The sequence below is a fragment of the Burkholderia ubonensis genome, assembly GCF_001718695.1.
Taxonomy (GTDB): Bacteria; Pseudomonadota; Gammaproteobacteria; order Burkholderiales; family Burkholderiaceae; genus Burkholderia; species Burkholderia ubonensis_B.
The window spans coordinates 1,775,095-1,795,468 of the sequence record NZ_CP013422.1; the positions used below are offsets into that span (position 1 = coordinate 1,775,095).

Genomic DNA, 20,374 nt, shown 5'->3' on the forward strand with positions numbered 1-20,374 from the left:
TTGCGCGTCAGTTGCCGCGGATGTCGGTAGCGGAGCCGTCGGTGGCCCCCGCTCCAGTCGGCGCCGGACAATATCCGTGGCCGCTGACGAAGCCTGCCCCGGCCAGCCGCGCGCACCCGCCGACCAACCCCGCATAGTCACGACCCCGCTCGCAAGCCTCCCGCCGCCGCTGGTCGACCAACCGCCCGCGCTCGGCCGCGCGGAGCGAACGAGAATGCCTCCTTCGCCAGAATCCGATACGCTATCGGCTGCCTCGTCTACCGGCTCATCCCGCACGGCAGGTCGGCTTACGGCGCAACCCTCGCGGGCGTCTGACGGAACGGGCGCGCGTCATAACCCGCGTCGGTAGACACCCACCCGAATTCCCGCCCTCGCGCAAAGACCCTCGTCCCATGGACAGCAATTCACAGAACGATCCCCTACCCACGCGCGACCCCGTCGTCGGTCCGTCCAAACCGCGCCTGTTCGGCTTTCTCGGCGCCGGCTTGATCACCGGCGCATCGGACGACGACCCGAGCGGCATCGCAACCTACAGTCAGGCCGGCGCGGCGTTCGGCTACGGGCTTTCGTGGACGTTGCTGTTCAGCTATCCGCTGATGGTCGCGATCCAGATGATCAGCGCCCGGATCGGGCGCACCACCGGCCACGGCATCGCCGGCGTGCTGCGCCGGCACTATCCCGACTGGCTGCTCCAATGGGTCGTCGTGCTCCTGCTCATCGCCAACATCATCAATCTCGGCGCCGATCTTGGCGCGATGGCCGATGCGATGGCGCTCCTGCTGCCCGGCCCGAAGTGGCTGTACGTGCTGCTTTTCTCGGCCATCTGCATCGCGATGCAGCTGCTGCTGCAGTACACGCGCTACGTCGCCGTGCTGAAATGGTTCACGTTGTCGCTGTTCGCGTACTTCGCGGTGCTCGCGATCGCGCATATCGAATGGGCGCGTCTGGCGAGCCATTTGTTCGTTCCGCATCTGAGCTGGACGTCGTCCTACCTGACGCTCGTCGTGGCGATCTTCGGCACCACCATCAGCCCCTATCTGTTCTTCTGGCAGTCGGAAGAGGAAGTGGAGGACATGCACGCGCATCCGACCCGCCGTGACCTTTTCAGCGCGCCGGCACAGGCGCCGACGGCGCTGCACCGCATCGAGATGGACACGGTGACCGGGATGGGCCTGTCCAATCTGGTCGCCCTCGCCATCCTCGCCACCACCGCCGCCACACTCAACGCGGGCGGCATCACGGACATCCAGACTTCGGCGCAGGCGGCGCTCGCACTGCGGCCGATCGCGGGACACTTCGCTGCGCTGCTGTTCACCGTCGGCATCGTCGGGACCGGCTTGCTCGCGGTGCCGGTGCTGGCAGGCTCGGCCGCCTACGCCGTAGGCGAGGCACGCGACTGGCCCGTCGGGTTTTCGCGGAAGGTCCAGGAAGCCAAGGCCTTTTATGCCACCATCGCGATCGCCACGCTGATCGGGATGGTCATCAATTTCACCTCCATCAACGCAATCAAGGCGCTTTACTGGAGCGCCGTGCTCAACGGCGTGATCGCCGTGCCCGTGATGGTCGTGATGATGTTGATCGCGTCGCGCACCGACATCATGGGCGCCTTCAGCGTCAAGGGCTGGCTGCGCGTGCTGGGTTGGCTCGCCACGATCGTGATGTTCGTGATCGCGGTCGGGATGGTGGTGACTTCGTTCTGACCGGTAGCGCGGCAGGCGTCGGGAGAGTCGTCGAGGAATGAAAAACGGGCGGCGCCGTCTCCGGCGCCGCCCGCTTCATGTCAGCCGTTCGCGCGTCAGGCCGCCAGCAACCCGTGCGGGTCGATGACGAATTTGCGCGGCGCGCCGCCGTCGAACTTCTTGTAGCCTTCCGGCGCCTGGTCGAGCGAGATCACCGTGACGTTGACGATCTGCGCGATCGGCAGCCGGTCGAACAGGATCGCCTGCATCAGGTTGCGGTTGTACTTCAGCACCGGCGTCTGCCCCGTGAAGAACGAATGCGACTTCGCCCAGCCGAGCCCGAAGCGGATGCTCAGGCTGCCGTGCTGCGCGGCCTTGTCCTTCGCGCCCGGATCGTCGGTCACGTACAGGCCCGGAATGCCGATCGCGCCCGCCGGCCGCGTGATTTCCATCAGCGAGTTCAGCACCGTCGCGGGCGCTTCCTCCGAGTGGCCGGACGAGCCGTGGCCGTGCGCCTCGAAGCCGACGCAGTCCACCGCGCAATCGATCTCCGGCTTGCCGAGGATCTGCGCGATCTGCTCGCCGAGCGACGCGTCCAGCGACAGGTCGACCGTCTCGAAGCCCATCGCCCGCGCGTGCGCGAGACGCTCCGCGTTCATGTCGCCGACGATCGTGACCGCCGCGCCGAGCAGGCGCGCCGACGCGGCCGCCGCCATCCCGACCGGGCCCGCACCCGCGATGTAGACCGTCGAGCCGGGCTTCACGCCGGCGCTTACCGCGCCGTGATAGCCGGTCGGCAGAATGTCCGACAGGCACGTGAGGTCGCGGATCTTCGCCATTGCCTGGTCGCGGTCGGGGAACTTCAGCAGGTTGAAGTCCGCGTACGGCACAAGCACGTACTCGGCCTGCCCGCCGATCCAGCCGCCCATGTCGACGTAGCCGTATGCGCCGCCCGCGCGCGACGGGTTCACGTTCAGGCACACGCCGGTATGCGTTTCCTTGCACATCGCGCAGCGGCCGCACGCGACGTTGAACGGCACCGACACGAGATCGCCGATCTTCAGCGTCTCGACGTCGCGGCCGACCTCGACCACCTCGCCGGTGATCTCGTGGCCGAGCACGAGCCCGACCGGCGCCGTCGTGCGGCCGCGCACCATGTGCTGATCCGAGCCGCAGATGTTCGTGCTGACCACCTTCAGGATCACGCCGTGGCCGATCGCGCGGCCGCTCGGATCGACCATCTTCGGATAGTCGATCTTCTGCACCTCGACCTGGCCCGGCCCAAGATATACGACTCCTCGATTGCTGCTCATCGCATTGTCTCCATGTCTCGTTGGATGGCGCCGCCGCGCGCCGGCGGATGCGGCGCGCACGCAACGTGCTGTTCGAGAGTAGTCCCCGACACGGGGGCACCGATGTCTCAAACGCGACAGGTGTTTGACCGGTGCCGACATCGGCCGCGCGAAGCCCGAGCCGGCGCCGCGCCGCCGCACGGCGTCGCCGCCGCACATCGTCGGACCCGATTTTTTATTGATTGAACGTTCAATAAAAAACCGCTAAGCTCTCGGCTTCCACGAACGGCCCGTCCGGGGCGAAGGAGTGCGCGATGCCGAAAGTGGGAATGCGGGAAGTCCGCCGCGCGCAGCTGATCGATGCGACGCTGCGCTCGATCGACGAAGCGGGCCTGCCCGGCACGACGCTCGCGTCGGTCGCGCAGCGCGCGAACATCTCGACCGGCATCGTCAGCCACTACTTCGGCGACAAGGACGGCCTGCTCGAAGCGACGATGCGGCACGTGCTGCGCGATCTGTGGTCGGCCACCACGCGCCGCCGCGTGGCCGCGCGCAAGGACCCGCGCGCAAGGCTGCGCGCGATCGTCGCCGCGAACTTCGACGACACGCAGATCAGCGCGCCCGTGATGAAGACGTGGCTCGCGTTCTGGTCGCAGAGCATGCACGAGCCGACGCTCAAGCGCCTGCAGCACGTCAACACGCGGCGCCTCTACTCGAACCTGTGCGCGGAGTTCGCGAAAAGCGCTGCCGCGCGCGAAGGCGCGGGAAGCCGCCAGCGGCCTCGCCGCGCTGATCGACGGCCTGTGGCTGCGCGGCGCGCTCGCCGGCGGCCCGTTCGACACGCGGGCGGCGCTGAAGCTCGCCCACGACTACATCGATCTGCTGCTCGCGTCGGCGTGACGCGGCGCACGGTCGCCCCACCAAGGAGATACTCATGTCCGTAATCGGTTTACCGCGCCGCGCGGTTTGCAGCGCCTCTACATCGGCGGCGGCTACGTCGACGCCACCAGCGGCAAGACTTTCGACACCTTCGATCCGGCCACCGGCGAACTGCTCGCGCAGGTCCAGCAGGCGAGCGCCGCCGACGTCGACCGCGCGGTTGCGTCCGCGCGCGAAGGCCAGCGCGAATGGGCGGCGATGACCGCGATGCAGCGCTCGCGCATCCTGCGCCGCGCGGTCGAGCTGCTGCGCGAGCGCAACGACGAGCTCGCCGCGCTCGAGACGCGCGACACCGGCAAGCCGATCGCCGAGACGCTCGCGGTCGACATCGTCACCGGCGCGGACGTGATCGAGTACTACGCGGGCCTCGCGACCGCGATCGAAGGGCTGCAGGTGCCGCTGCGCGCCGAGTCGTTCGTCTATACGCGCCGCGAGCCGCTCGGCGTGTGCGCGGGCATCGGCGCGTGGAACTACCCGATCCAGATCGCGTGCTGGAAGACGGCCCCCGCGCTCGCGGCCGGCAACGCGATGGTGTTCAAGCCGAGCGAAGTGACGCCGCTGACGGCGCTGAAGCTCGCGGAGATCTATACGGAAGCCGGCGTGCCGGCCGGCGTGTTCAACGTCGTGCAGGGCGACGGCTCGGTCGGCGCGCTGCTCACCGGCCATCCGGACATCGCGAAGGTGTCGTTCACCGGCGGCGTCGAGACCGGCAAGAAGGTGATGTCGCTTGCAGGGGCCTCGTCGCTGAAGGAAGTGACGATGGAGCTCGGCGGCAAGTCGCCGCTGATCGTGTTCGACGACGCCGACCTCGACCGCGCCGCCGACATCGCGGTGACCGCCAACTTCTTCAGCTCGGGCCAGGTCTGCACGAACGGCACGCGCGTGTTCGTGCACCGCTCGGTCAAGGATGCATTCACCGAGCGCGTGCTCGAACGCGTGAAGCGCATCCGCGTCGGCAAGCCGACCGATGCCGACACCAACTTCGGCCCGCTCGTGTCCGCCGCGCAGCTCGACAAGGTGCTCGGCTTCATCGAGAGCGGCAAGGCCGAGGGCGCGAAGCTGCTCGCGGGCGGCGCGCGCTTGACCGACGGCCACTTCGCGAACGGCCAGTACGTCGCGCCGACCGTGTTCGGCGACTGCCGCGACGACATGAAGATCGTCCGCGAGGAAATCTTCGGGCCGGTGATGAGCATCCTCGAATTCGCATCGGAGGACGAAGTGATCGCACGCGCGAACGACACGCACTTCGGGCTCGCGGCCGGCGTCGTCACCGAGAACCTGTCGCGCGCGCACCGCACGATCCACCGCCTCGAAGCGGGCATCTGCTGGATCAACACGTGGGGCGAATCGCCGGCCGAGATGCCGGTTGGCGGTTACAAGCAATCCGGCGTCGGACGGGAGAACGGCATCACGACGCTCGAGCACTACACTCGGATCAAGTCGGTGCAGGTCGAGCTCGGCCGCTACAACCCGGTGTTTTGAGTCACGAAAAAGGAGATCCGTCATGACGACACGCGAATACGACTACATCATCTGCGGCGCGGGCTCCGCGGGCAACGTGCTCGCGACGCGCCTGACGGAAGATCCGGACGTCACGGTGCTGCTGCTCGAGGCCGGCGGCCCCGACTACCGCTTCGACTTCCGCACGCAGATGCCGGCGGCGCTCGCCTATCCGCTGCAGGGCCGCCGCTACAACTGGGCGTACGAGACCGACCCCGAGCCGCACATGGACAACCGCCGGATGGAATGCGGGCGCGGCAAGGGGCTCGGCGGCTCGTCGCTGATCAACGGGATGTGCTACATCCGCGGCAACGCGCTCGACTACGACAACTGGGCGACGCACCAGGGCCTCGAGAACTGGACGTATCTCGACTGCCTGCCGTACTTCAAGAAGGCGGAGACCCGCGACGTCGGCCCGAACGACTATCACGGCGGCAGCGGCCCCGTGTCGGTCACGACCAGCAAGCCGGGCGTGAACCCGCTGTTCGAGGCGATGGTCGAGGCCGGCGTGCAGGCCGGCTATCCGCGCACCGACGACCTGAACGGCTACCAGCAGGAAGGCTTCGGCCCGATGGACCGCACCGTGACGCCGCGCGGCCGCCGCGCGAGCACCGCGCGCGGCTATCTCGACCAGGCCCGCGCGCGGCCGAACCTCGAGATCGTCACGCACGCGCTCGCCGACCGGATTGTGTTCGACGGCAAGCGCGCGTCGGGCGTCGCGTACCTGCGCGGCAGCGAGCGCGCGACCGCGCATGCGCGCCGCGAAGTGCTCGTGTGCAGCGGCGCGATCGCGTCGCCGCAGCTGCTGCAGCGCTCGGGCGTCGGCCCCGGCGCATGGCTGAAGGAGCTGGACATCCCGGTCGTGCTCGACCTGCCCGGCGTCGGCCAGAACCTGCAGGACCACCTGGAGATGTACATCCAGTACGCGTGCAAGGAGCCCGTGTCGCTGTACCCGGCGCTCAAGTGGTGGAACCAGCCGAAGATCGGCCTCGAATGGATGCTGACCGGCACCGGCCTCGGCGCGAGCAACCACTTCGAGGCGGGCGGCTTCATCCGCACGCGCGACGACGATCCGTGGCCGAACATCCAGTATCACTTCCTGCCGGTCGCGATCAACTACAACGGCTCGAACGCGATCGAGATGCACGGCTTCCAGGCGCACGTCGGCTCGATGCGCTCGCCGAGCCGCGGCCGCGTGAAGCTGCGCTCGCGCGATCCGAACCAGCATCCGAGCATCCTGTTCAACTACATGGCCGAAGCGCTCGACTGGCGCGAGTTCCGCGACGCGATCCGCGCGACGCGCGAGATCATGCGCCAGCCCGCGCTCGACCGCTTCCGCGGCCAGGAGCTGAACCCGGGTGCGGACCTGAAGACCGACAAGGACCTCGACACGTTCGTGCGTGCACGCGCCGAAACGGCGTTCCATCCGTCGTGCTCGTGCAAGATGGGCTACGACGACATGGCGGTGGTCGACAACGAAGGCCGCGTGCACGGGCTCGAGGGGCTGCGCGTGGTCGATGCGTCGATCATGCCGATCATCACGACCGGCAACCTGAACGCGCCGACGATCATGATCGCGGAGAAGATCGCCGACCGGATTCGCGGACGGCAGGCGCTCGCGCGCGTGGATGTGCCGTATTTCGTCGCGAACGGTGCGCCGGCGCGCAATGTCGCGAAAGCGGTGCGGCAACCGGAGACGGCGTAGGCGCGTCCGCGCGCGACGACAGCGTGCACGGCTCGCGGCGTTCTCGCCGCGAGCCGTTTTTCATTGGGCGTCGCTGCCGCCCGCATTGAAGCGCGTGATCGCGGTCGCTCGCGACCGTATGCGTTTCGCGCGCACGATCGGGTTCGCACGCGACGTCAGGCTCATCGCGCCGCGCAAGCGGTCGAACGCGACCTCTTCTTTCGGCCCGAAGCGGCCGATCGCCGGCCATGCGAGCGTCTGATCGAGCCAGCTCTGCCATGCGTCGCCGTAGAAGCGGCGCGCATATGCGCGCACCGTGTCGGGCGCCGCGATCACGACGCCGGCCAGCAGGTAATACGCCCAGAAGCTGCCCGCGCCGACGAGCCGTTCGAGCCGGCACACCGACACCGCCGCGAGCAGGCCGGACACCGAGGCGAGATCGCCGCGTCGTTCGCGGATCGCGCGCGCGACGAGATTGTGCCGGCCGCCGTATGCGGCCAGCGACATCCGCGTGCCTGCGGCGAGTGCCGCGCAGTACGTCGCGAGCGCGGCCATCTCGTCGATGCGCGCCGCCGCGTCGCGCGGCCCGCACACGCGCAGCACGAGCGCGTCGATGATCGCGTCGTGGCCGGCCGACGCGTCCATGCCGCCCGCGGCGACCGCCACGCGGCGTTCTCTCGGGTTCTTCGCAGGCGGTGCTTCGCCGTCTGCTTCGGCTTCATGCGGTGCGCGTTCGCCGCTGCCGTCATCGAGGGCGACGCCGCTGGCAATCCGCTCGAGTGCGGCCCAGCCATCGTCGGGATCGTCGAAGGTCCACGCAGCGACGAATCCGTGAGCGGCTTCGAACGCCACGCGCGAACCGGGGCAGCGACGCTCCGCATGCGCCAACTGCTGCGCGTCGGGCACGTGCACGCATGCTTCGAGCGCGTCGCCCGCGTCGCATGCGCAACCGCCGCCATCCGTCGCCAGCCACGGCGCGACCTCGTGCAGGACGGCGATCGCCTCATCGGAAAGCGCTGCGCCGGCGCGCACGCGCGCATCGCGCGAGTCCGTCGACGAAGCAGCGGCCGCAGCGGCCGCGTCGGCCTCGGCACCGGCCGGCACCTGTAGACGTTCGATCAGATACTGCAGCCACGCGGCCGTGCGCAGCCGGTCAGGCGTCGCACCGCGGGCATCGCCATACTTCGCTGGGTCGGTGAGCATGGGTGGTCCGAAGGAGTTCCGGCGAATCGGAATGGTTGTTATGTAGTGGGCCGGTCGAGCGGTCCCGTCAAGCGCAGGCGGTGCGATGAGCCGCACCGCCTGCCTCGCCGCCGCGTCGATTCGCGCTCATCCGAGCGGCCACGCCCACGTCCCGCGAAACCGCGACGCCCGCCGCGCATCCTCTCACGGCCCTCGTAACCGGCAGGCGTGCGGTCGCGATCGCGCGATGCTTATTGCACGTGGAACTTCGGCGACGTCGTCAACGTGCCGTTCACCTTGCAATCCGGCGTCAGCACCGCATTGTTGAACGTCAGCGACGAGTTCGGATCGCTCCACGCCAGCACGACCTTGCTCGGGCCGCAGGTGCCGAGCAGCGTCACCGTGACCTTCGCGTTGTTCACCGACAGCTGCGTCGCGCTGTCCGCCTGCCCCGTCCACGGCGACGTGCTCGACGCGCTGCCCGAGATGAGCCCGCACGTGCCGCCGCCCGTGAACTGCGTCGACGTGATCGTCACGATGCCGGACGACGTGATCGTGCCGTTGAACGTCGCCGTGCAGTTCGCGCTGATCCCGCCCTTGCTGAGGCCCGTGATGCCCGATGCGGAGAACGGTTCGCCATTGGGGTTCATCGCCTGGCCGTCCGCGCGCGTGACGGTGACGGCGAATGCGGGCGCGGCCGCAGCCGCGGTGAATGCCACTGCAGCAACAAGCGATGCGATTTGACGAATGCTCATTTGAACTGCCCCCTCTCTTCACAAATGGCGGCATGCCGCCGGAAACGCGACGGCCCGGACGAAGCGAACGGCCGGCCCGTCGCAGGAAGCCGCACGGCGCGCGCCGGGCGCGCCGTGCGGCTCAGAACTTGTAGGAGATGCCGACGAACGTGATCAGCGGGTCCGCCTTCACCTTCGAGCGCGAGGTCGCGAGCGTCGAGCCGTCGGCCGCCTTGATGGTCGTCGTCGCGTACGTCTTGAGCGGCATGTACGACAGCGTCGCGGTCAGCGCCCAGCGGTTGGTGATCGCGTAGCTCGCGCCGATGTTGTAGATCGGCGTGAACGACGACGACGACTTCGCCTCGACCGACGTCGGCCCCGGCTTGCCCGCGCCCGCGGCGAGCACGCTGCCGAGGTTCTCGTTGATGTCGCGCGCGAAATTGCCGTTCAGCTGGATGTTCGTGAACCAGCTGTACGACACGCCGATCCCGACGAACGGCCTGAAGCGCGCGTTCGGCGCGTTGAAGTAGTACTGCAGGATCACGGCCGGGCTCCATTGCCGCGCGTTCTTCACGGCCGGCTGGTTCGCGGCCTTGCCGAGATCGACGTTGCCGAGCGAGCCGCTCGGGCCGAACGGCCGGATCTCGCCGTGCCCCGTCAGCTTGAACTCCGGCGGCACGCCGAGCACCGACGTGACCGCGATGTGGTCGGTGAAGAAATGCGTGAGCGTCAGGCCGACCGTGTCCGCGTTGTTGACGGTGAGGCTCGTGCCCGGCGACGTGAACGAGCTTGGCAGCCGCAGCGGCCCGTTCATCGGCATGTTGGCGAGATTGGTCGTCAGCCCGTTGGTCGAATCCTGCGGCATCACGTGCAGCCAGCCGAGCGTCGCGACGTTGTCGCCCGCCTGCTGCGCCGATGCGAGCGTCGACATGCATGCGACGGCACCCGCGGCAATCACCTTCTTCATGAAGTCTCCCCTGTTCTGTCCGGGCGCCGCGCACCTGCGCGGCGCCGCCGTGTCGCTGCGCGCAATCACTGCACGAACGCGCCGACCGTGAAGTACGGATTGCTTGCATCGGCCATGTCGAGGAACCCGAACACGCCGCCCGTGAACACGAACTTGCCGGTCGGCGGCCCCGACGCCGCATCCGCATGCACCGTCGTGATCACCCCCGGCACCTGCTGCGTGTAGTCGAGATTCAGCGCGCGCGTGAGCGCCGCCTGCGATGCGTTGAACGGATCGAGCAGCGTCGCCTGCGCGCCGACGAGCGCGGTCGCGCGATAGTCGAGCCGGCTGTCGACGCCGGTGTACTCGCCGTTCTGCGAGCCCGGCGCGATCGCGTTGCGCGGGCCCAGGATCGAAATGCCCGATTCGTCGTCGGCGGACGGCGCGCCCTGCGTCAGGTCCGCGTTCGCGGCCCCCGTGCGGATCAGGATCGGCACGAGCTGGTTGCGCAGCTTGCCGACGATCAGGTTCGCGCGCCCGGCCTTCGCCGGGTCCGCCGCGGCCAGCGTCGCCGGAATCTGCGGCAGGTAGTTGACCGACTGGAAGGCCGGCACGTCCGCGCGCAGCGTGAAGTTCTGGTTGACCGTCGCGGACGACGCGAGCGGCGCGCCGCCGTTCTTCATGCCGAGGTTGTCGGTCTCGACGTAGCTGCCGTCGGCGTTGATCGTCACCGACTGGTCGATCGCGACCTGCGTGAAGCTCTGCGACGGCACCTGGTGATAGCCGAGCTGGTTGTACGTGCCCGCGATCTTCGACAGGTCCGTCTCCACCTGCGCGAAGCTGATGAACGGGTAGGTCGGGAACGTCGTCTTCGGAATCCGGCCGACGCCGATCACGCCGTCGAACTGGATCGCCGCGCCCGGAATCGCGCCGCCCAGCACGCCCTCGCCGAGGAACATGCGCGCCGGCCGCGCGGGATCGAGGCTCGCGTTGTTCAGGCGGAACGTGCACTGGTTCAGCTTCTGCGTCGGCAGCCCGGTCTCGTCGGACAGCGTGCCGGTCATCACGTTGTACGGCGCGACGGCGCGCGTCGGCTGCACGGTGCCCAACGTCGCGGGCACCGGCGACGCGAGGTACGTGATCTGGTAGGTCATCTTCACCGTGTCGAGCTGCACCTTCACGAGCTCGCCCGAGCCGGAGCCGCCGATGAACGCGGTGTTGTAGTCGATCTGCTGCGGGCACAGGCGCACGGGGCTGACGGCCGGCGGGTCGCCGTCGCCGCCGCACGCGGCCACCAGCGGCGCGAGCGACGCCGCCACCATCCAATGCTTCACGTTCATAGGAATCCTCTTGAAATTTTGTTCGCCGGCGGCGCTGCGTGCGCCGCCGGGGTTCCGTGTTCGATGCGCCGTTACTGGACGAATGCGCCGACCGTGAAGAACGGGTTCGTCCGACTGTTGTTCATGACCATCGCGTAGACGTTGCCGATCTTCACCGCCCAGCCGGTGTCGCCCTTGCTGATGATCGCGACGTTGCCGTTCGCGCTCGTCGCATTGAAGTCGCGCGTCACCGTCACCTTGATCTTGCCGGGCGTCGCCTGGGCGTAGTCGAGCGCGAACTGGCCCGTCACCCCCGACGTCTGCGGATTGATGAACGCGGCCGTCGCGCCCTGGAACAGCGTCGACGTGTAGTTCGCCGCCATCGTCGACACGGCGGTGCCGTCGTTGCAACTGCCGGCCGCCGAATAGAACGCGCCGTTCATGAACGTGCCCGGCAGGTCGGGGTGCGGGACGCTCACGTCCAGGCTCGGCCCGCCCACCGCCAGCGCGTTCGCCTGCCCGGTCGACGTCACGACACCGCACGCGGCGGCGCTCGTCGCGCCGATGAAGCCGCCCTTCAGCGAATTCGCGGCGATCGCGGTCGTCGACGAAAGCATCGAGATGCCGACCTCGGGGTCCGCGACGGACGCAAGCAGATTGCCGGCATCGACGTGGTTGTAGCCGACGCGGATCACGACCGGCACGCGCACGCCGTTCAGCTTGCCGACGATCATGATCCCCTTCGCCTGGCTCGGTGCGATCACGAGCGACGCGCCCTGCCCCGCGAGCGGGTACACCGGCGTGCCGAACTGGCTCGCCACCGCATTGCTCACGAACACGTTGTCTGGCGAACCGTCCGCGTTCGTGCGCAGCGTCCACGGCATGCCGGTCGTCTGGCACGAGTAGTCGCTGCCGGCCGTGATCGTGCACGAGCCGTCCGCGTTCAGCGTCTGGTTCCAGTTCACGACGTCCGGCTGCCAGCCGACCGGGCCGGCCGTGCTCTGCGCGTTGCCGCCGAGCGGCGACAGATGGATGCCGAGCTCGTTGTAGTTGCCGGCGACCTTCGAGAAGTCGGTTTCGGTCTCGCTGAAGCCGATGAACGGATAGAAGTCGAACGTGCGCGACGGCACGATGCCGAGCGTCAGGCCCGGAAAGAGCTCGATGCCGGAGAACGCGATCGTCGCGCCGGGAATGCCGCCGCCCACGACGCCGTTGCCGACGAACAGCATCGGCGGATCGGCGCGGTTGATCGTCACCGCATACGCGCCGTCGCTCGTCGCGCCGCTGTCGAGCACGAACGCGCAGCGGTTCTGCTCGGCCGTCGGCAGGTTGGACGGATGGTGGAACGCGCCGCTGATCGTGAGGCCCGCGCGCGTATTGTTGATCTGCCCGGCCGAGGTCGGCACCGACGATTCGATGAACTGCAGCTGATAGGTCTGCTTCGTCGTGTCGAAGCGCACCTTCACGTATTCGCCGCTGCCCGCGCCGCCGGTGTAGGTCGTCGTGTAGTCGAGCGCGTCCGGGCAAAGCTTCGTGACGACGGGCGGCGTCGTTTCGGCGCCGCTCGGCCCGCACGCGCTGCCCGAACACTGCGGCACGTTGATCGGCCCCGGGTCGTCACCGCCGCCGCAGCCAGCGACGAACGGCAGCGCCAGCACGGCACACGACAGGATCGCTTTCCGCCACTCAGGAATGCAAAGCATCAACCCCTCCTTTTGAGGTACGACGAGTCTCGTCCGGTCGGGCTGCGTGGCCCGCCGGTTGGTATCACGCCGCGCACATCGGGCGCGGCGCATGACGATGCGCGCAGCGCGCGCCGCACGGCTCGTCCGAGCGAACACGGAGTCGCGGCGACACGCAGGCGCAAGCCGGCAGCGCCGCCATCGGGCACGGCGCCGTCGGAACAATCGAAACGGATCGGGATGCGTCGCTACAGCGCCGACGCGATGCGGTAACGCAGGCAGGCGACTCGCGTCGCGCCTGCGTCAGGCGAACAGCTGATGAACGGCAGCTTGGCCGGGCCCTCGGAAAGGCGTCTCATGGGTTGGTCTCCGTACGTACGCTGGATTCGTTATCGTGATGCGACGTTTGCCGAGACTATGATCGGGCGTTGCGCGCAAGTAAATGGATGCAGAGTTCCAAACGAACCAGACGGCTCGATCCAAGCGCGCTCAGGGCCTTTCACAATTTTTCAAACGACCTTCGATTTATTTGCTCAGACAAATACTTCGGCGGTACATGTGCTGCTTACCGCTCCGGCCCGGCACGCTCCGGCAAAATACCGCTCATTGTTCACCCGATTCAAATAAATCGCCTGATTGATGAGCAGTGCGCGCCTATTTCGCGCGAATTCCGTGCATGCATCGCATATCGTTTGCGCCGAAATGCATTTCCATCTTCCGGTTGCTAATATGGCGATCCTGCGATCCCGCACCACAACGCCGTTCGACATGACGCCCGTTCGCCATGCCGCACCCGCAGCCAGCCGTGTCGCAGCGGCGGCGCCGGGCTCGCGCGGCGCACGGGGTCGGCCCGAGCAGCCGTGCCATCCGTGAGCATGCAACCGATCCTGTCCGTTTCGAACCTGTCCAAGACCTATGCGTCCGGGTTCCAGGCCCTGAAGCACGTCAATCTCGACATCCGCGCCGGCGAAATCTTCGCGCTGCTCGGCCCGAACGGCGCCGGCAAGACGACGCTGATCGGCTCGATCTGCGGGATCGTCACGCCGACCGACGGCCGCGTGACGGTCGGCGGCCACGACATCCGCGACGCGTACCGCGCGGCCCGCGAGATGATCGGCCTCGTGCCGCAGGAGCTGACGACCGACGCGTTCGAGACCGTGTGGGCGACCGTGTCGTTCAGCCGCGGCCTGTTCGGCAAGGCGCCGAACCCCGCGCACATCGAGAAGACGCTGAAGGCGCTGTCGCTGTGGGACAAGCGCGACAACAAGCTGATGACGCTGTCTGGCGGCATGAAGCGCCGCGTGATGATCGCGAAGGCGCTGTCGCACGAGCCGCGCATCCTGTTCCTCGACGAGCCGACCGCGGGCGTCGACGTCGAGCTGCGCCGCGACATGTGGAAGCTCGTCGATTCGCTGCGCGAAAGCGGCGTGACGATCGTGCTGACCACGCACTACATCGAGGAAGCCGAGGAAATGGCCGACCGGATCGGCATCATCCAGGGCGGCGAGCTCGTGCTCGTCGAAGACAAGCACGAGCTGATGCGCAAGCTCGGCAAGAAGCAGCTCACCGTGCAGCTCGAACAGCCGCTCGCCGCGCTGCCGCCCGCGCTCGCGTCGTTCGGGCTCGAACTCGCGGACGCCGGCAGCGCGCTCGTCTACACCTACGACTCGCAGCGCGACGACGTGGGCATCGCGACGCTGATCAACGCGCTCGGCGCGGCCGGCATCGGCTTTCGCGACCTGCACACGACGCAGAGCTCGCTCGAGGACATCTTCGTCAGTCTGATCGACAACCGCCGCAACGGCTCACGAGAGGCAACCCTCGCATGAATTTCCAAGCAATCCGCGCGATCTACCGCGCAGAAATGGCCCGCACGCGGCGCACGCTGATGCAGAGCATCATCGCGCCGGTGATCTCGACGTCGCTCTACTTCGTCGTGTTCGGCTCCGCGATCGGCTCGCGCATCAGCGACGTGAACGGCATCGGCTACGGGTCGTTCATCGTGCCGGGCCTCGTGATGCTGTCGCTGCTGTCGCAGAGCATCTCGAACGCGTCGTTCGGCATCTACTTCCCGCGCTTCACGGGGACGATCTACGAGATCCTGTCGGCGCCGGTGTCGTACTGGGAGATCGTGATCGCCTACGTCGGCGCGGCCGCGTCGAAGTCGATGCTGCTCGGCCTCATCATCCTCGCGACCGCCGGCCTGTTCGTGCCGCTGCACATCCTGCATCCGTTCTGGATGGTGCTGTTTCTCGTGCTGACGTCGATCACGTTCAGCCTGTTCGGCTTCGTGATCGGCATCTGGGCCGACAGCTTCGAGAAGCTGCAGCTCGTGCCGCTCCTGATCATCACGCCGCTGACGTTCCTGGGCGGCAGCTTCTACTCGGTCGACATGCTGCCGCCCGCGTGGCGCATCGTCACGCTGTTCAACCCGATCGTCTACCTGATCAGCGGCTTCCGCTGGTCGTTCTACGGGCTCGCGGACGTGCACGTCGGGATCAGCCTCGGCGCGACCACGCTGTTCCTCGCCGTGCTGCTCGCGATCGTCGCGTGGATCTTCCGCACCGGCTACAAGCTGAAGAACTGACGCGCGCGGGCGCGGGATCGCCCCGGTTCGCGGGGAGAAGTTGCGCTGCTAGACTGGGCCGGAGATCGACCGGCGCCGCCTGCCGCATCGCAGCATGATGCGGTGCGCGCGGCGCGCTTCCCGCCCCATTGCCTGCGCGAGGATCCCGATGAGCGCCTCCCGAATCGACGCCGTCCGCGACGGCCTGTTTCGCGCCACCACCTACGTCGACACGCTGGACCTCGGCTTCAGCCAGTTCTTCATACGCTCGCCGCACGGCGACGTGCTGTGCGTCGAAACCGGCACGCGCGCCAATTTCACGCAACTGAGCGCGGCGCTCGACGCGGTTGGCATTGCGCCGTCGATGGTCAGCAACGTGATCGTCCCGCATTTCGAGGCCGACGAGATGGGCGCGTTGCCCGACTTCCTCGCGGCCAACCCGGCGCTCGTCGCCTACGCGCATCCGATGTGCGCGTGGGGGCTGGCCGACGTGTTCGGCGTGCACGCCGTACCGTTGCAGGACGGCGAGCCGACGACGCTGTCCGGCATCGACGTCGTGCCGGTGTTCACGAAGCACGTCCATCAGTGGGACGCGCTCGTCGTCTATCTGCCGGCGTACAAGGCGCTGCTGTCGTCGGACATCCTGATGCGCTTCGGCACGCAGGACGCCGACGATCCGCTGCCGGCGATCCTCGACGCGATCGCCCGCGCCGACTACCTGCCGTCGCTCGCGCATCTCGCGAGCGCGCTGCGCCGCGTCCAGGCGCACGATATCGACATCGTGCTGCCGATGCACGGCCCGGCGATCACGCGCGACGTTCAGCGCGTGATCGCCGGCGTTATCGCGCATTGCGAGGCTGCCGCCGCGTAGTGCACAGCGCGGCGCGGCGACGGCCGCCGTTCAGGCGCCGGTGACGACGAATTCGTCGGCCGCCTTGCTCTGCACGGCGGCCAGCACGGCCAGTTCGCGCTTGGTGTGCGGCTCGCCCGACACCACGCCGGTCGCATGCTTGGCCTTCGCGCCGAGCGGAAAGAACACGAACGATGCACCGGCCGGCGCCTCCGGCTCGGCCCGCAGCCGCTTGTTCAGGATCTTCAGATACTTCTTCTTCGACACTTCCTTCGCTGCCATGGCGCCCTCCGCACGAACGTAACGCTGGTCAGCATACCAGCTTGGCAGGCGGCCAGGAACGCCGCCGGGCCGTCGATCTGCACTAGAATGGACCCGCTTGCCAACTCGCCGTCCCCGGACGCGGCCACGTTACCGCGATGTCTTTTTCGGAGCGTTTTCATGCGTGTCGAGTTGTTCGCACAACACCACGGTTGTCCGGGCTGGGAAGGTGAAATGGCCCGGCGCATCGCCGCCTTCGACTGGTCGGAGGCCGGACTCGGGCCGATCGAGCAATGGTCGGCGAGCCTGATCGCCGCCGTACGCACCGTGCTCGCGTCGCCGCTGCCGCTGGTGATGCTGTGGGGCCGGCCCGGCTACATGATCTACAACGATGCGTACGCCGCATTCTCCGGCGGCCGCCATCCGTATCTGCTCGGCAAGCCGGTCGAACTCGGCTGGCCCGAAGTCGCCGATTTCAACCGCAACGTGATGAATACCTGCCTCGCGGGCGGCACGCTGTCCTATCGCGACAAGGAACTCGTGCTGCTGCGCCACGGCCGGCCCGAAGACGTGTGGATGGACCTTCACTACAGCCCGCTCGCCGACGACGACGGCGCGCCGGGCGGCGTGCTAGCCGTCGTGATCGAGACGACCGAGCGCGTGCTCGCCACCCGTCAACGCGCACACGCGGAAGCCGCGCTGCAAGCGTCGAACGACGCGCTGCGCCGGCTGACCGAAACGCTCGAACAACGCGTCGCCGACGCGATCGCCGAGCGCGCGGCCATCGAGGAGCAGTTGCGTCACGCGCAGAAGATGGAGGCGATCGGCAGCCTGACCGGCGGCATCGCGCACGACTTCAACAACGTGCTGCAGGTGATCAGCGGCAATCTGCAGGTGCTGGCGGTCGAACTCGGCGAGCGGGCGAGCGCGCAGCCGCGGATCGAGAGCGCGAACAACGCGGTGCGGCGCGGCGCGCAGCTGGCGTCGCACCTGCTGGCGTTCGCTCGGCGTCAGCCGCTGTCGCCGACGGTGCTGAACCCGCGCAAGCTGATCGACGGCATGAGCGAGATGCTGCACCGCGCACTCGGCGAAACCGTGCGCGTCGTGGCCGCGCTGGCGCCCGACGTCGGCAACGTGCTCGCCGATCGCCACCAGCTGGAAAACGCGCTGCTGAACCTCGCGATCAATGCGCGCGACGCGATGCGCGGCGACGGTACGCTGACGATCGCGGCCTACAACGACACGACTGCCGTCGGCGCCCGGCGCACGCCGCTGCCGCCCGGCGAATACGTGACCTTCGAGATCACCGATACGGGCAGCGGCATGACGCCGGACGTGCTCGAACGCGTGTTCGAACCGTTCTTCACGACCAAGCCCGACGGCGAAGGCACGGGGCTCGGGCTCAGCATGGTGTTCGGCTTCGTCAAGCAAAGCGGCGGCCATACGTCGATCGACAGCGCGCCGGGCCAGGGCACCACCGTGCGGCTGACGTTCCCGCGCTGTCACGATGCGTTGGCCGAGGAACCGGCGTGCGCGCCGCGGCCCGATCCCGTGCGCGGGCGGGAAACCATCCTGATCGTCGAGGACGACGCGGACGTCCGGCTCACCGTCGTCGACATGCTCGCGCAGCTCGGCTACAAGGTGCTCAGCGCGTCGGACGGCGAAGCCGCGCTGCGGATACTCGACAGCGGCACGCCGATCGACCTGCTGTTCACCGACGTGATCATGCCGGGGCACATCAAGGGCGGCGAACTGGCGCGCCGTGCGGCGCAGCGCACGCCGCCGCTGCCCGTGCTGTTCACGTCCGGCTATACGCGCGACGAAATTTTCCATTCGGGGCGGCTCGATCCCGGTGTGATGCTGCTCGGCAAGCCGTACCGCCGCGATGAGCTCGCGGCGCGGATTCGGAGTGTGCTCGACCGGAATGTGAAGGCGGCTTGAGGCGGGTGGATTGCGAGGCGGCTGCGTTGCCGCCGAGCCGATGGGGGCTGTGAGGGTGATCGCGGGACTCGTGCTTCGAGCCGCTGCGCATAGGCGGTGGCGTACGGCAACCGTCCTGACCATCAGCTACCACCCAAAATATTTCATATGCGATGTCGATTCCTGCGCCGCTCGCACGTCGCAGTGACGCAAGCGTTCGTTTCGACGTCGGTACGACGGGCAGCAAACGGACGCCTCTTTCCCACGTCAAAGGAGCAACGACAATGCGCGTCATGGTGATCGTCAAGGCCACGGCCTCTTCCGAAGCGGGCGCGATGCCGGACACCGAACTGCTGGCCGCGATGGGCCGGTACAACGAGGAACTGGTGAAGGCGGGCGTGATGCTCGCCGGTGAGGGGCTGCATCCGAGTTCGCGCGGCAAGCGCGTGCGCTTCTCGCGGCCGGGCCGAAGCGTGATCGATGGGCCGTTCGCCGAGACCAAGGAGCTCATCGCCGGTTTCTGGATGTGGCAGGTGAAGTCGATGGACGAAGCCGTCGAATGGGTGAAGCGCTGCCCGAATCCGATGAAGGGCGACTCGGAGATCGAGATTCGCCCGATCTTTTCACCCGAAGACTTCGGTGAAGCATTCACGCCGGAGCTGCAGGAGCAGGAAGCGCGGCTGCGCGCGGAGCTGGACGGCAAGCACGGCGAGTGAGGCGACGGGTGGGCGCGGTTCGCTGACCGAGCGCGGCACGCCGGCGCGGGTCAGCGAGCAGGACGACCACCCGGATTGACACGACTCCGTGTAGTAACGTATCGTTTTGATACGTTACTACACGGAGTCGTCGTCATGCATTCCCGTTTCGACCGTTTTCGCGAGACACCGCTCGGCGCGCAGCTCGAAGCGCTGATCGAGCAGCCGGACCGCTACGTCGAATTCGCCGCCCTCTCCCGCGTCGGCGTTGCCGCGATCGGCGCGATCCAGGATGAAATCGCGCAGAAATTCCCGGAAATCTCGACCGACACCACCGCACGCCAGTTCTGCGGCGCGATGGTCGCCGACGTGATGCGCCGCCGCGGCCACGACGTCGTTCAGGCGCGCGGCCGCCTCGGCGGCGCGCTGTTCAGCTACGGCGCCGTATTCAGCGCGTATCCGCAGGTGCTGCCGTTCTCGGACCTCGCGGCCGCGCTGGCCGAGATGCCGTCCCGGATCGCCGCGTACGCGGCGCACGTTCCCGCCGCACTCGTCACGCGCCGCCCGGCCGGGACGGGCTTCTCGCTGGTCGAACACGCCTGCCACCTGCGCGACCTCGACGCGATCTTCGCCGCGCGCATCGATCTGGTCCGGAGCAGCGAATTGCCGGTGATCGCGTCGGTCGACGGCACCGCGCTCGCCGAACAGCGCGACTACCTCGCGCAGCCGCTCGACGAAGCGCTCGCCGCGTTCGGCCGCGGGCGCGCCGCGCTGTGCGCGACGGTCGCGGCGCTGCAGCCACAGGAACTTGCACGCTGCGGCCTGCGCGACGGCATCCGGCGCATGTCGCTCGACGAACTTGTGCGCGAGTTGCTCGACCACGATCGCACCCATTCTCTCGAACTCGACGAACTGCTCGCCGAACTCGAGTTGCCGCCGCTTCGCCCGTCTACCGCCGAATGAGCGGTCGTGCAGGTCGGTTGTCTGCGTTCACGGTTTCATCGGCACGCTCGACGCACGCGCACGGCCGGCCGCGCATCTCGTCCCGCGCCCGCGCGGCCATCGACTGACACACGCTGCGCCGGTCGAGTCGTCGCGCAGCGGCCGATCGGTGCGATTAATCAA

At 68.0% G+C, this 20,374-nt stretch carries 16 protein-coding genes and 1 pseudogene; 10 read left to right on the top strand and 7 right to left on the bottom strand.

What is annotated here, in order from left to right; genetic code table 11:
- Window positions 1–392 precede the first annotated feature (392 nt).
- Window positions 393–1,700, top strand: a complete 1,308-nt coding sequence (locus tag WJ35_RS27495) for an NRAMP family divalent metal transporter (RefSeq protein ID WP_059462657.1) — start codon at window positions 393–395, stop codon at window positions 1,698–1,700.
- 95 nt (window positions 1,701–1,795) lie between these two features.
- On the opposite strand, the gene fdhA is transcribed toward WJ35_RS27495, so the two are convergent.
- Complete coding sequence (fdhA, locus tag WJ35_RS27500; RefSeq protein ID WP_010089917.1) at window positions 1,796–2,992, bottom strand: formaldehyde dehydrogenase, glutathione-independent; 1,197 nt, start codon at window positions 2,990–2,992, stop codon at window positions 1,796–1,798.
- Window positions 2,993–3,300: 308 nt separating this feature from the next.
- Here fdhA and betI point away from each other — a divergent pair.
- The 3 genes and pseudogenes from betI to betA form a co-directional block, all read left to right on the top strand.
- A pseudogene (gene betI, locus WJ35_RS27505) lies at window positions 3,301–3,799 on the top strand (transcriptional regulator BetI); the annotation flags it as partial.
- A 138-nt stretch (window positions 3,800–3,937) separates the two neighbouring features.
- Window positions 3,938–5,392: a betaine-aldehyde dehydrogenase gene (betB, locus tag WJ35_RS27510; RefSeq protein ID WP_069240444.1), complete on the top strand. Its 1,455-nt coding sequence runs from the start codon at window positions 3,938–3,940 to the stop codon at window positions 5,390–5,392.
- Window positions 5,393–5,414: 22 nt separating this feature from the next.
- Complete coding sequence (gene betA / locus WJ35_RS27515) at window positions 5,415–7,115, top strand: choline dehydrogenase (protein ID WP_069240445.1); 1,701 nt, start codon at window positions 5,415–5,417, stop codon at window positions 7,113–7,115.
- Window positions 7,116–7,175: 60 nt separating this feature from the next.
- Here betA and WJ35_RS27520 read toward each other — a convergent pair whose 3' ends face one another.
- The 5 genes from WJ35_RS27520 to WJ35_RS27540 form a co-directional block, all read right to left on the bottom strand.
- The gene (locus WJ35_RS27520) at window positions 7,176–8,297 is read right to left on the bottom strand and encodes a hypothetical protein (RefSeq protein ID WP_011880785.1); all 1,122 of its coding nucleotides are present in this window, start codon (window positions 8,295–8,297) and stop codon (window positions 7,176–7,178) included.
- Window positions 8,298–8,527: 230 nt separating this feature from the next.
- Complete coding sequence (locus WJ35_RS27525) at window positions 8,528–9,031, bottom strand: activator protein (protein ID WP_069240446.1); 504 nt, start codon at window positions 9,029–9,031, stop codon at window positions 8,528–8,530.
- Between the two features lie 121 nt (window positions 9,032–9,152).
- On the bottom strand, window positions 9,153–9,977 hold the full coding sequence (locus WJ35_RS27530; protein ID WP_069240656.1) for an OmpW/AlkL family protein: 825 nt from the start codon (window positions 9,975–9,977) through the stop codon (window positions 9,153–9,155).
- Window positions 9,978–10,042: 65 nt separating this feature from the next.
- Complete coding sequence (locus WJ35_RS27535) at window positions 10,043–11,296, bottom strand: DUF2957 domain-containing protein (protein WP_069240447.1); 1,254 nt, start codon at window positions 11,294–11,296, stop codon at window positions 10,043–10,045.
- 71 nt (window positions 11,297–11,367) lie between these two features.
- On the bottom strand, window positions 11,368–12,978 hold the full coding sequence (locus tag WJ35_RS27540) for a DUF2957 domain-containing protein (protein ID WP_069240448.1): 1,611 nt from the start codon (window positions 12,976–12,978) through the stop codon (window positions 11,368–11,370).
- Window positions 12,979–13,832: 854 nt separating this feature from the next.
- Here WJ35_RS27540 and WJ35_RS27545 point away from each other — a divergent pair.
- The 3 genes from WJ35_RS27545 to WJ35_RS27555 all read left to right on the top strand — a co-directional run bounded on the left by WJ35_RS27545 (window position 13,833) and on the right by WJ35_RS27555 (window position 16,394).
- Window positions 13,833–14,786, top strand: a complete 954-nt coding sequence (locus WJ35_RS27545; RefSeq protein ID WP_069240449.1) for an ABC transporter ATP-binding protein — start codon at window positions 13,833–13,835, stop codon at window positions 14,784–14,786.
- Window positions 14,783–15,544 carry an ABC transporter permease gene (locus WJ35_RS27550; protein ID WP_069240450.1) on the top strand — a complete coding sequence of 254 codons (762 nt, stop codon included), beginning with the start codon at window positions 14,783–14,785 and terminating at the stop codon, window positions 15,542–15,544. Before WJ35_RS27545 ends, WJ35_RS27550 begins: the two co-directional genes overlap by 4 nt.
- Before the next feature lie 148 nt (window positions 15,545–15,692).
- Window positions 15,693–16,394 carry an MBL fold metallo-hydrolase gene (locus WJ35_RS27555; protein WP_069240451.1) on the top strand — a complete coding sequence of 234 codons (702 nt, stop codon included), beginning with the start codon at window positions 15,693–15,695 and terminating at the stop codon, window positions 16,392–16,394.
- A gap of 30 nt (window positions 16,395–16,424) precedes the next feature.
- Here WJ35_RS27555 and WJ35_RS27560 read toward each other — a convergent pair whose 3' ends face one another.
- Entirely contained in the window at window positions 16,425–16,655 is a 231-nt protein-coding gene (locus WJ35_RS27560) for a hypothetical protein (protein ID WP_011880793.1), read from the bottom strand.
- A gap of 159 nt (window positions 16,656–16,814) precedes the next feature.
- Between WJ35_RS27560 and WJ35_RS27565 the strand changes: the two genes are divergently transcribed.
- From WJ35_RS27565 to WJ35_RS27575, 3 genes are all read left to right on the top strand, one after another.
- A complete protein-coding gene (locus WJ35_RS27565; RefSeq protein ID WP_011880794.1) occupies window positions 16,815–18,575 on the top strand; it encodes an ATP-binding protein in 1,761 nt (586 codons plus the stop codon).
- Window positions 18,576–18,838: 263 nt separating this feature from the next.
- Window positions 18,839–19,270, top strand: coding sequence for a YciI family protein (locus WJ35_RS27570; RefSeq protein WP_069240452.1), 432 nt, complete (start codon window positions 18,839–18,841; stop codon window positions 19,268–19,270).
- 135 nt (window positions 19,271–19,405) lie between these two features.
- Entirely contained in the window at window positions 19,406–20,212 is an 807-nt protein-coding gene (locus WJ35_RS27575; RefSeq protein WP_069240453.1) for a DinB family protein, read from the top strand.
- The last annotated feature ends 162 nt before the right edge of the window (window positions 20,213–20,374 follow it).

Coding starts and splice junctions, on each gene's coding strand:
- WJ35_RS27495 (WP_059462657.1), top strand. CDS start 393: ATGGACAGCAATTCACAGAACGATCCCCTACCCACGCGCGACCCCGTC.
- fdhA (WP_010089917.1), bottom strand. CDS start 2,992: ATGAGCAGCAATCGAGGAGTCGTATATCTTGGGCCGGGCCAGGTCGAG.
- betA (WP_069240445.1), top strand. CDS start 5,415: ATGACGACACGCGAATACGACTACATCATCTGCGGCGCGGGCTCCGCG.
- WJ35_RS27520 (WP_011880785.1), bottom strand. CDS start 8,297: ATGCTCACCGACCCAGCGAAGTATGGCGATGCCCGCGGTGCGACGCCT.
- WJ35_RS27525 (WP_069240446.1), bottom strand. CDS start 9,031: ATGAGCATTCGTCAAATCGCATCGCTTGTTGCTGCAGTGGCATTCACC.
- WJ35_RS27530 (WP_069240656.1), bottom strand. CDS start 9,977: ATGAAGAAGGTGATTGCCGCGGGTGCCGTCGCATGCATGTCGACGCTC.
- WJ35_RS27535 (WP_069240447.1), bottom strand. CDS start 11,296: ATGAACGTGAAGCATTGGATGGTGGCGGCGTCGCTCGCGCCGCTGGTG.
- WJ35_RS27540 (WP_069240448.1), bottom strand. CDS start 12,978: ATGCTTTGCATTCCTGAGTGGCGGAAAGCGATCCTGTCGTGTGCCGTG.
- WJ35_RS27545 (WP_069240449.1), top strand. CDS start 13,833: ATGCAACCGATCCTGTCCGTTTCGAACCTGTCCAAGACCTATGCGTCC.
- WJ35_RS27550 (WP_069240450.1), top strand. CDS start 14,783: ATGAATTTCCAAGCAATCCGCGCGATCTACCGCGCAGAAATGGCCCGC.
- WJ35_RS27555 (WP_069240451.1), top strand. CDS start 15,693: ATGAGCGCCTCCCGAATCGACGCCGTCCGCGACGGCCTGTTTCGCGCC.
- WJ35_RS27560 (WP_011880793.1), bottom strand. CDS start 16,655: ATGGCAGCGAAGGAAGTGTCGAAGAAGAAGTATCTGAAGATCCTGAAC.
- WJ35_RS27565 (WP_011880794.1), top strand. CDS start 16,815: ATGCGTGTCGAGTTGTTCGCACAACACCACGGTTGTCCGGGCTGGGAA.
- WJ35_RS27570 (WP_069240452.1), top strand. CDS start 18,839: ATGCGCGTCATGGTGATCGTCAAGGCCACGGCCTCTTCCGAAGCGGGC.
- WJ35_RS27575 (WP_069240453.1), top strand. CDS start 19,406: ATGCATTCCCGTTTCGACCGTTTTCGCGAGACACCGCTCGGCGCGCAG.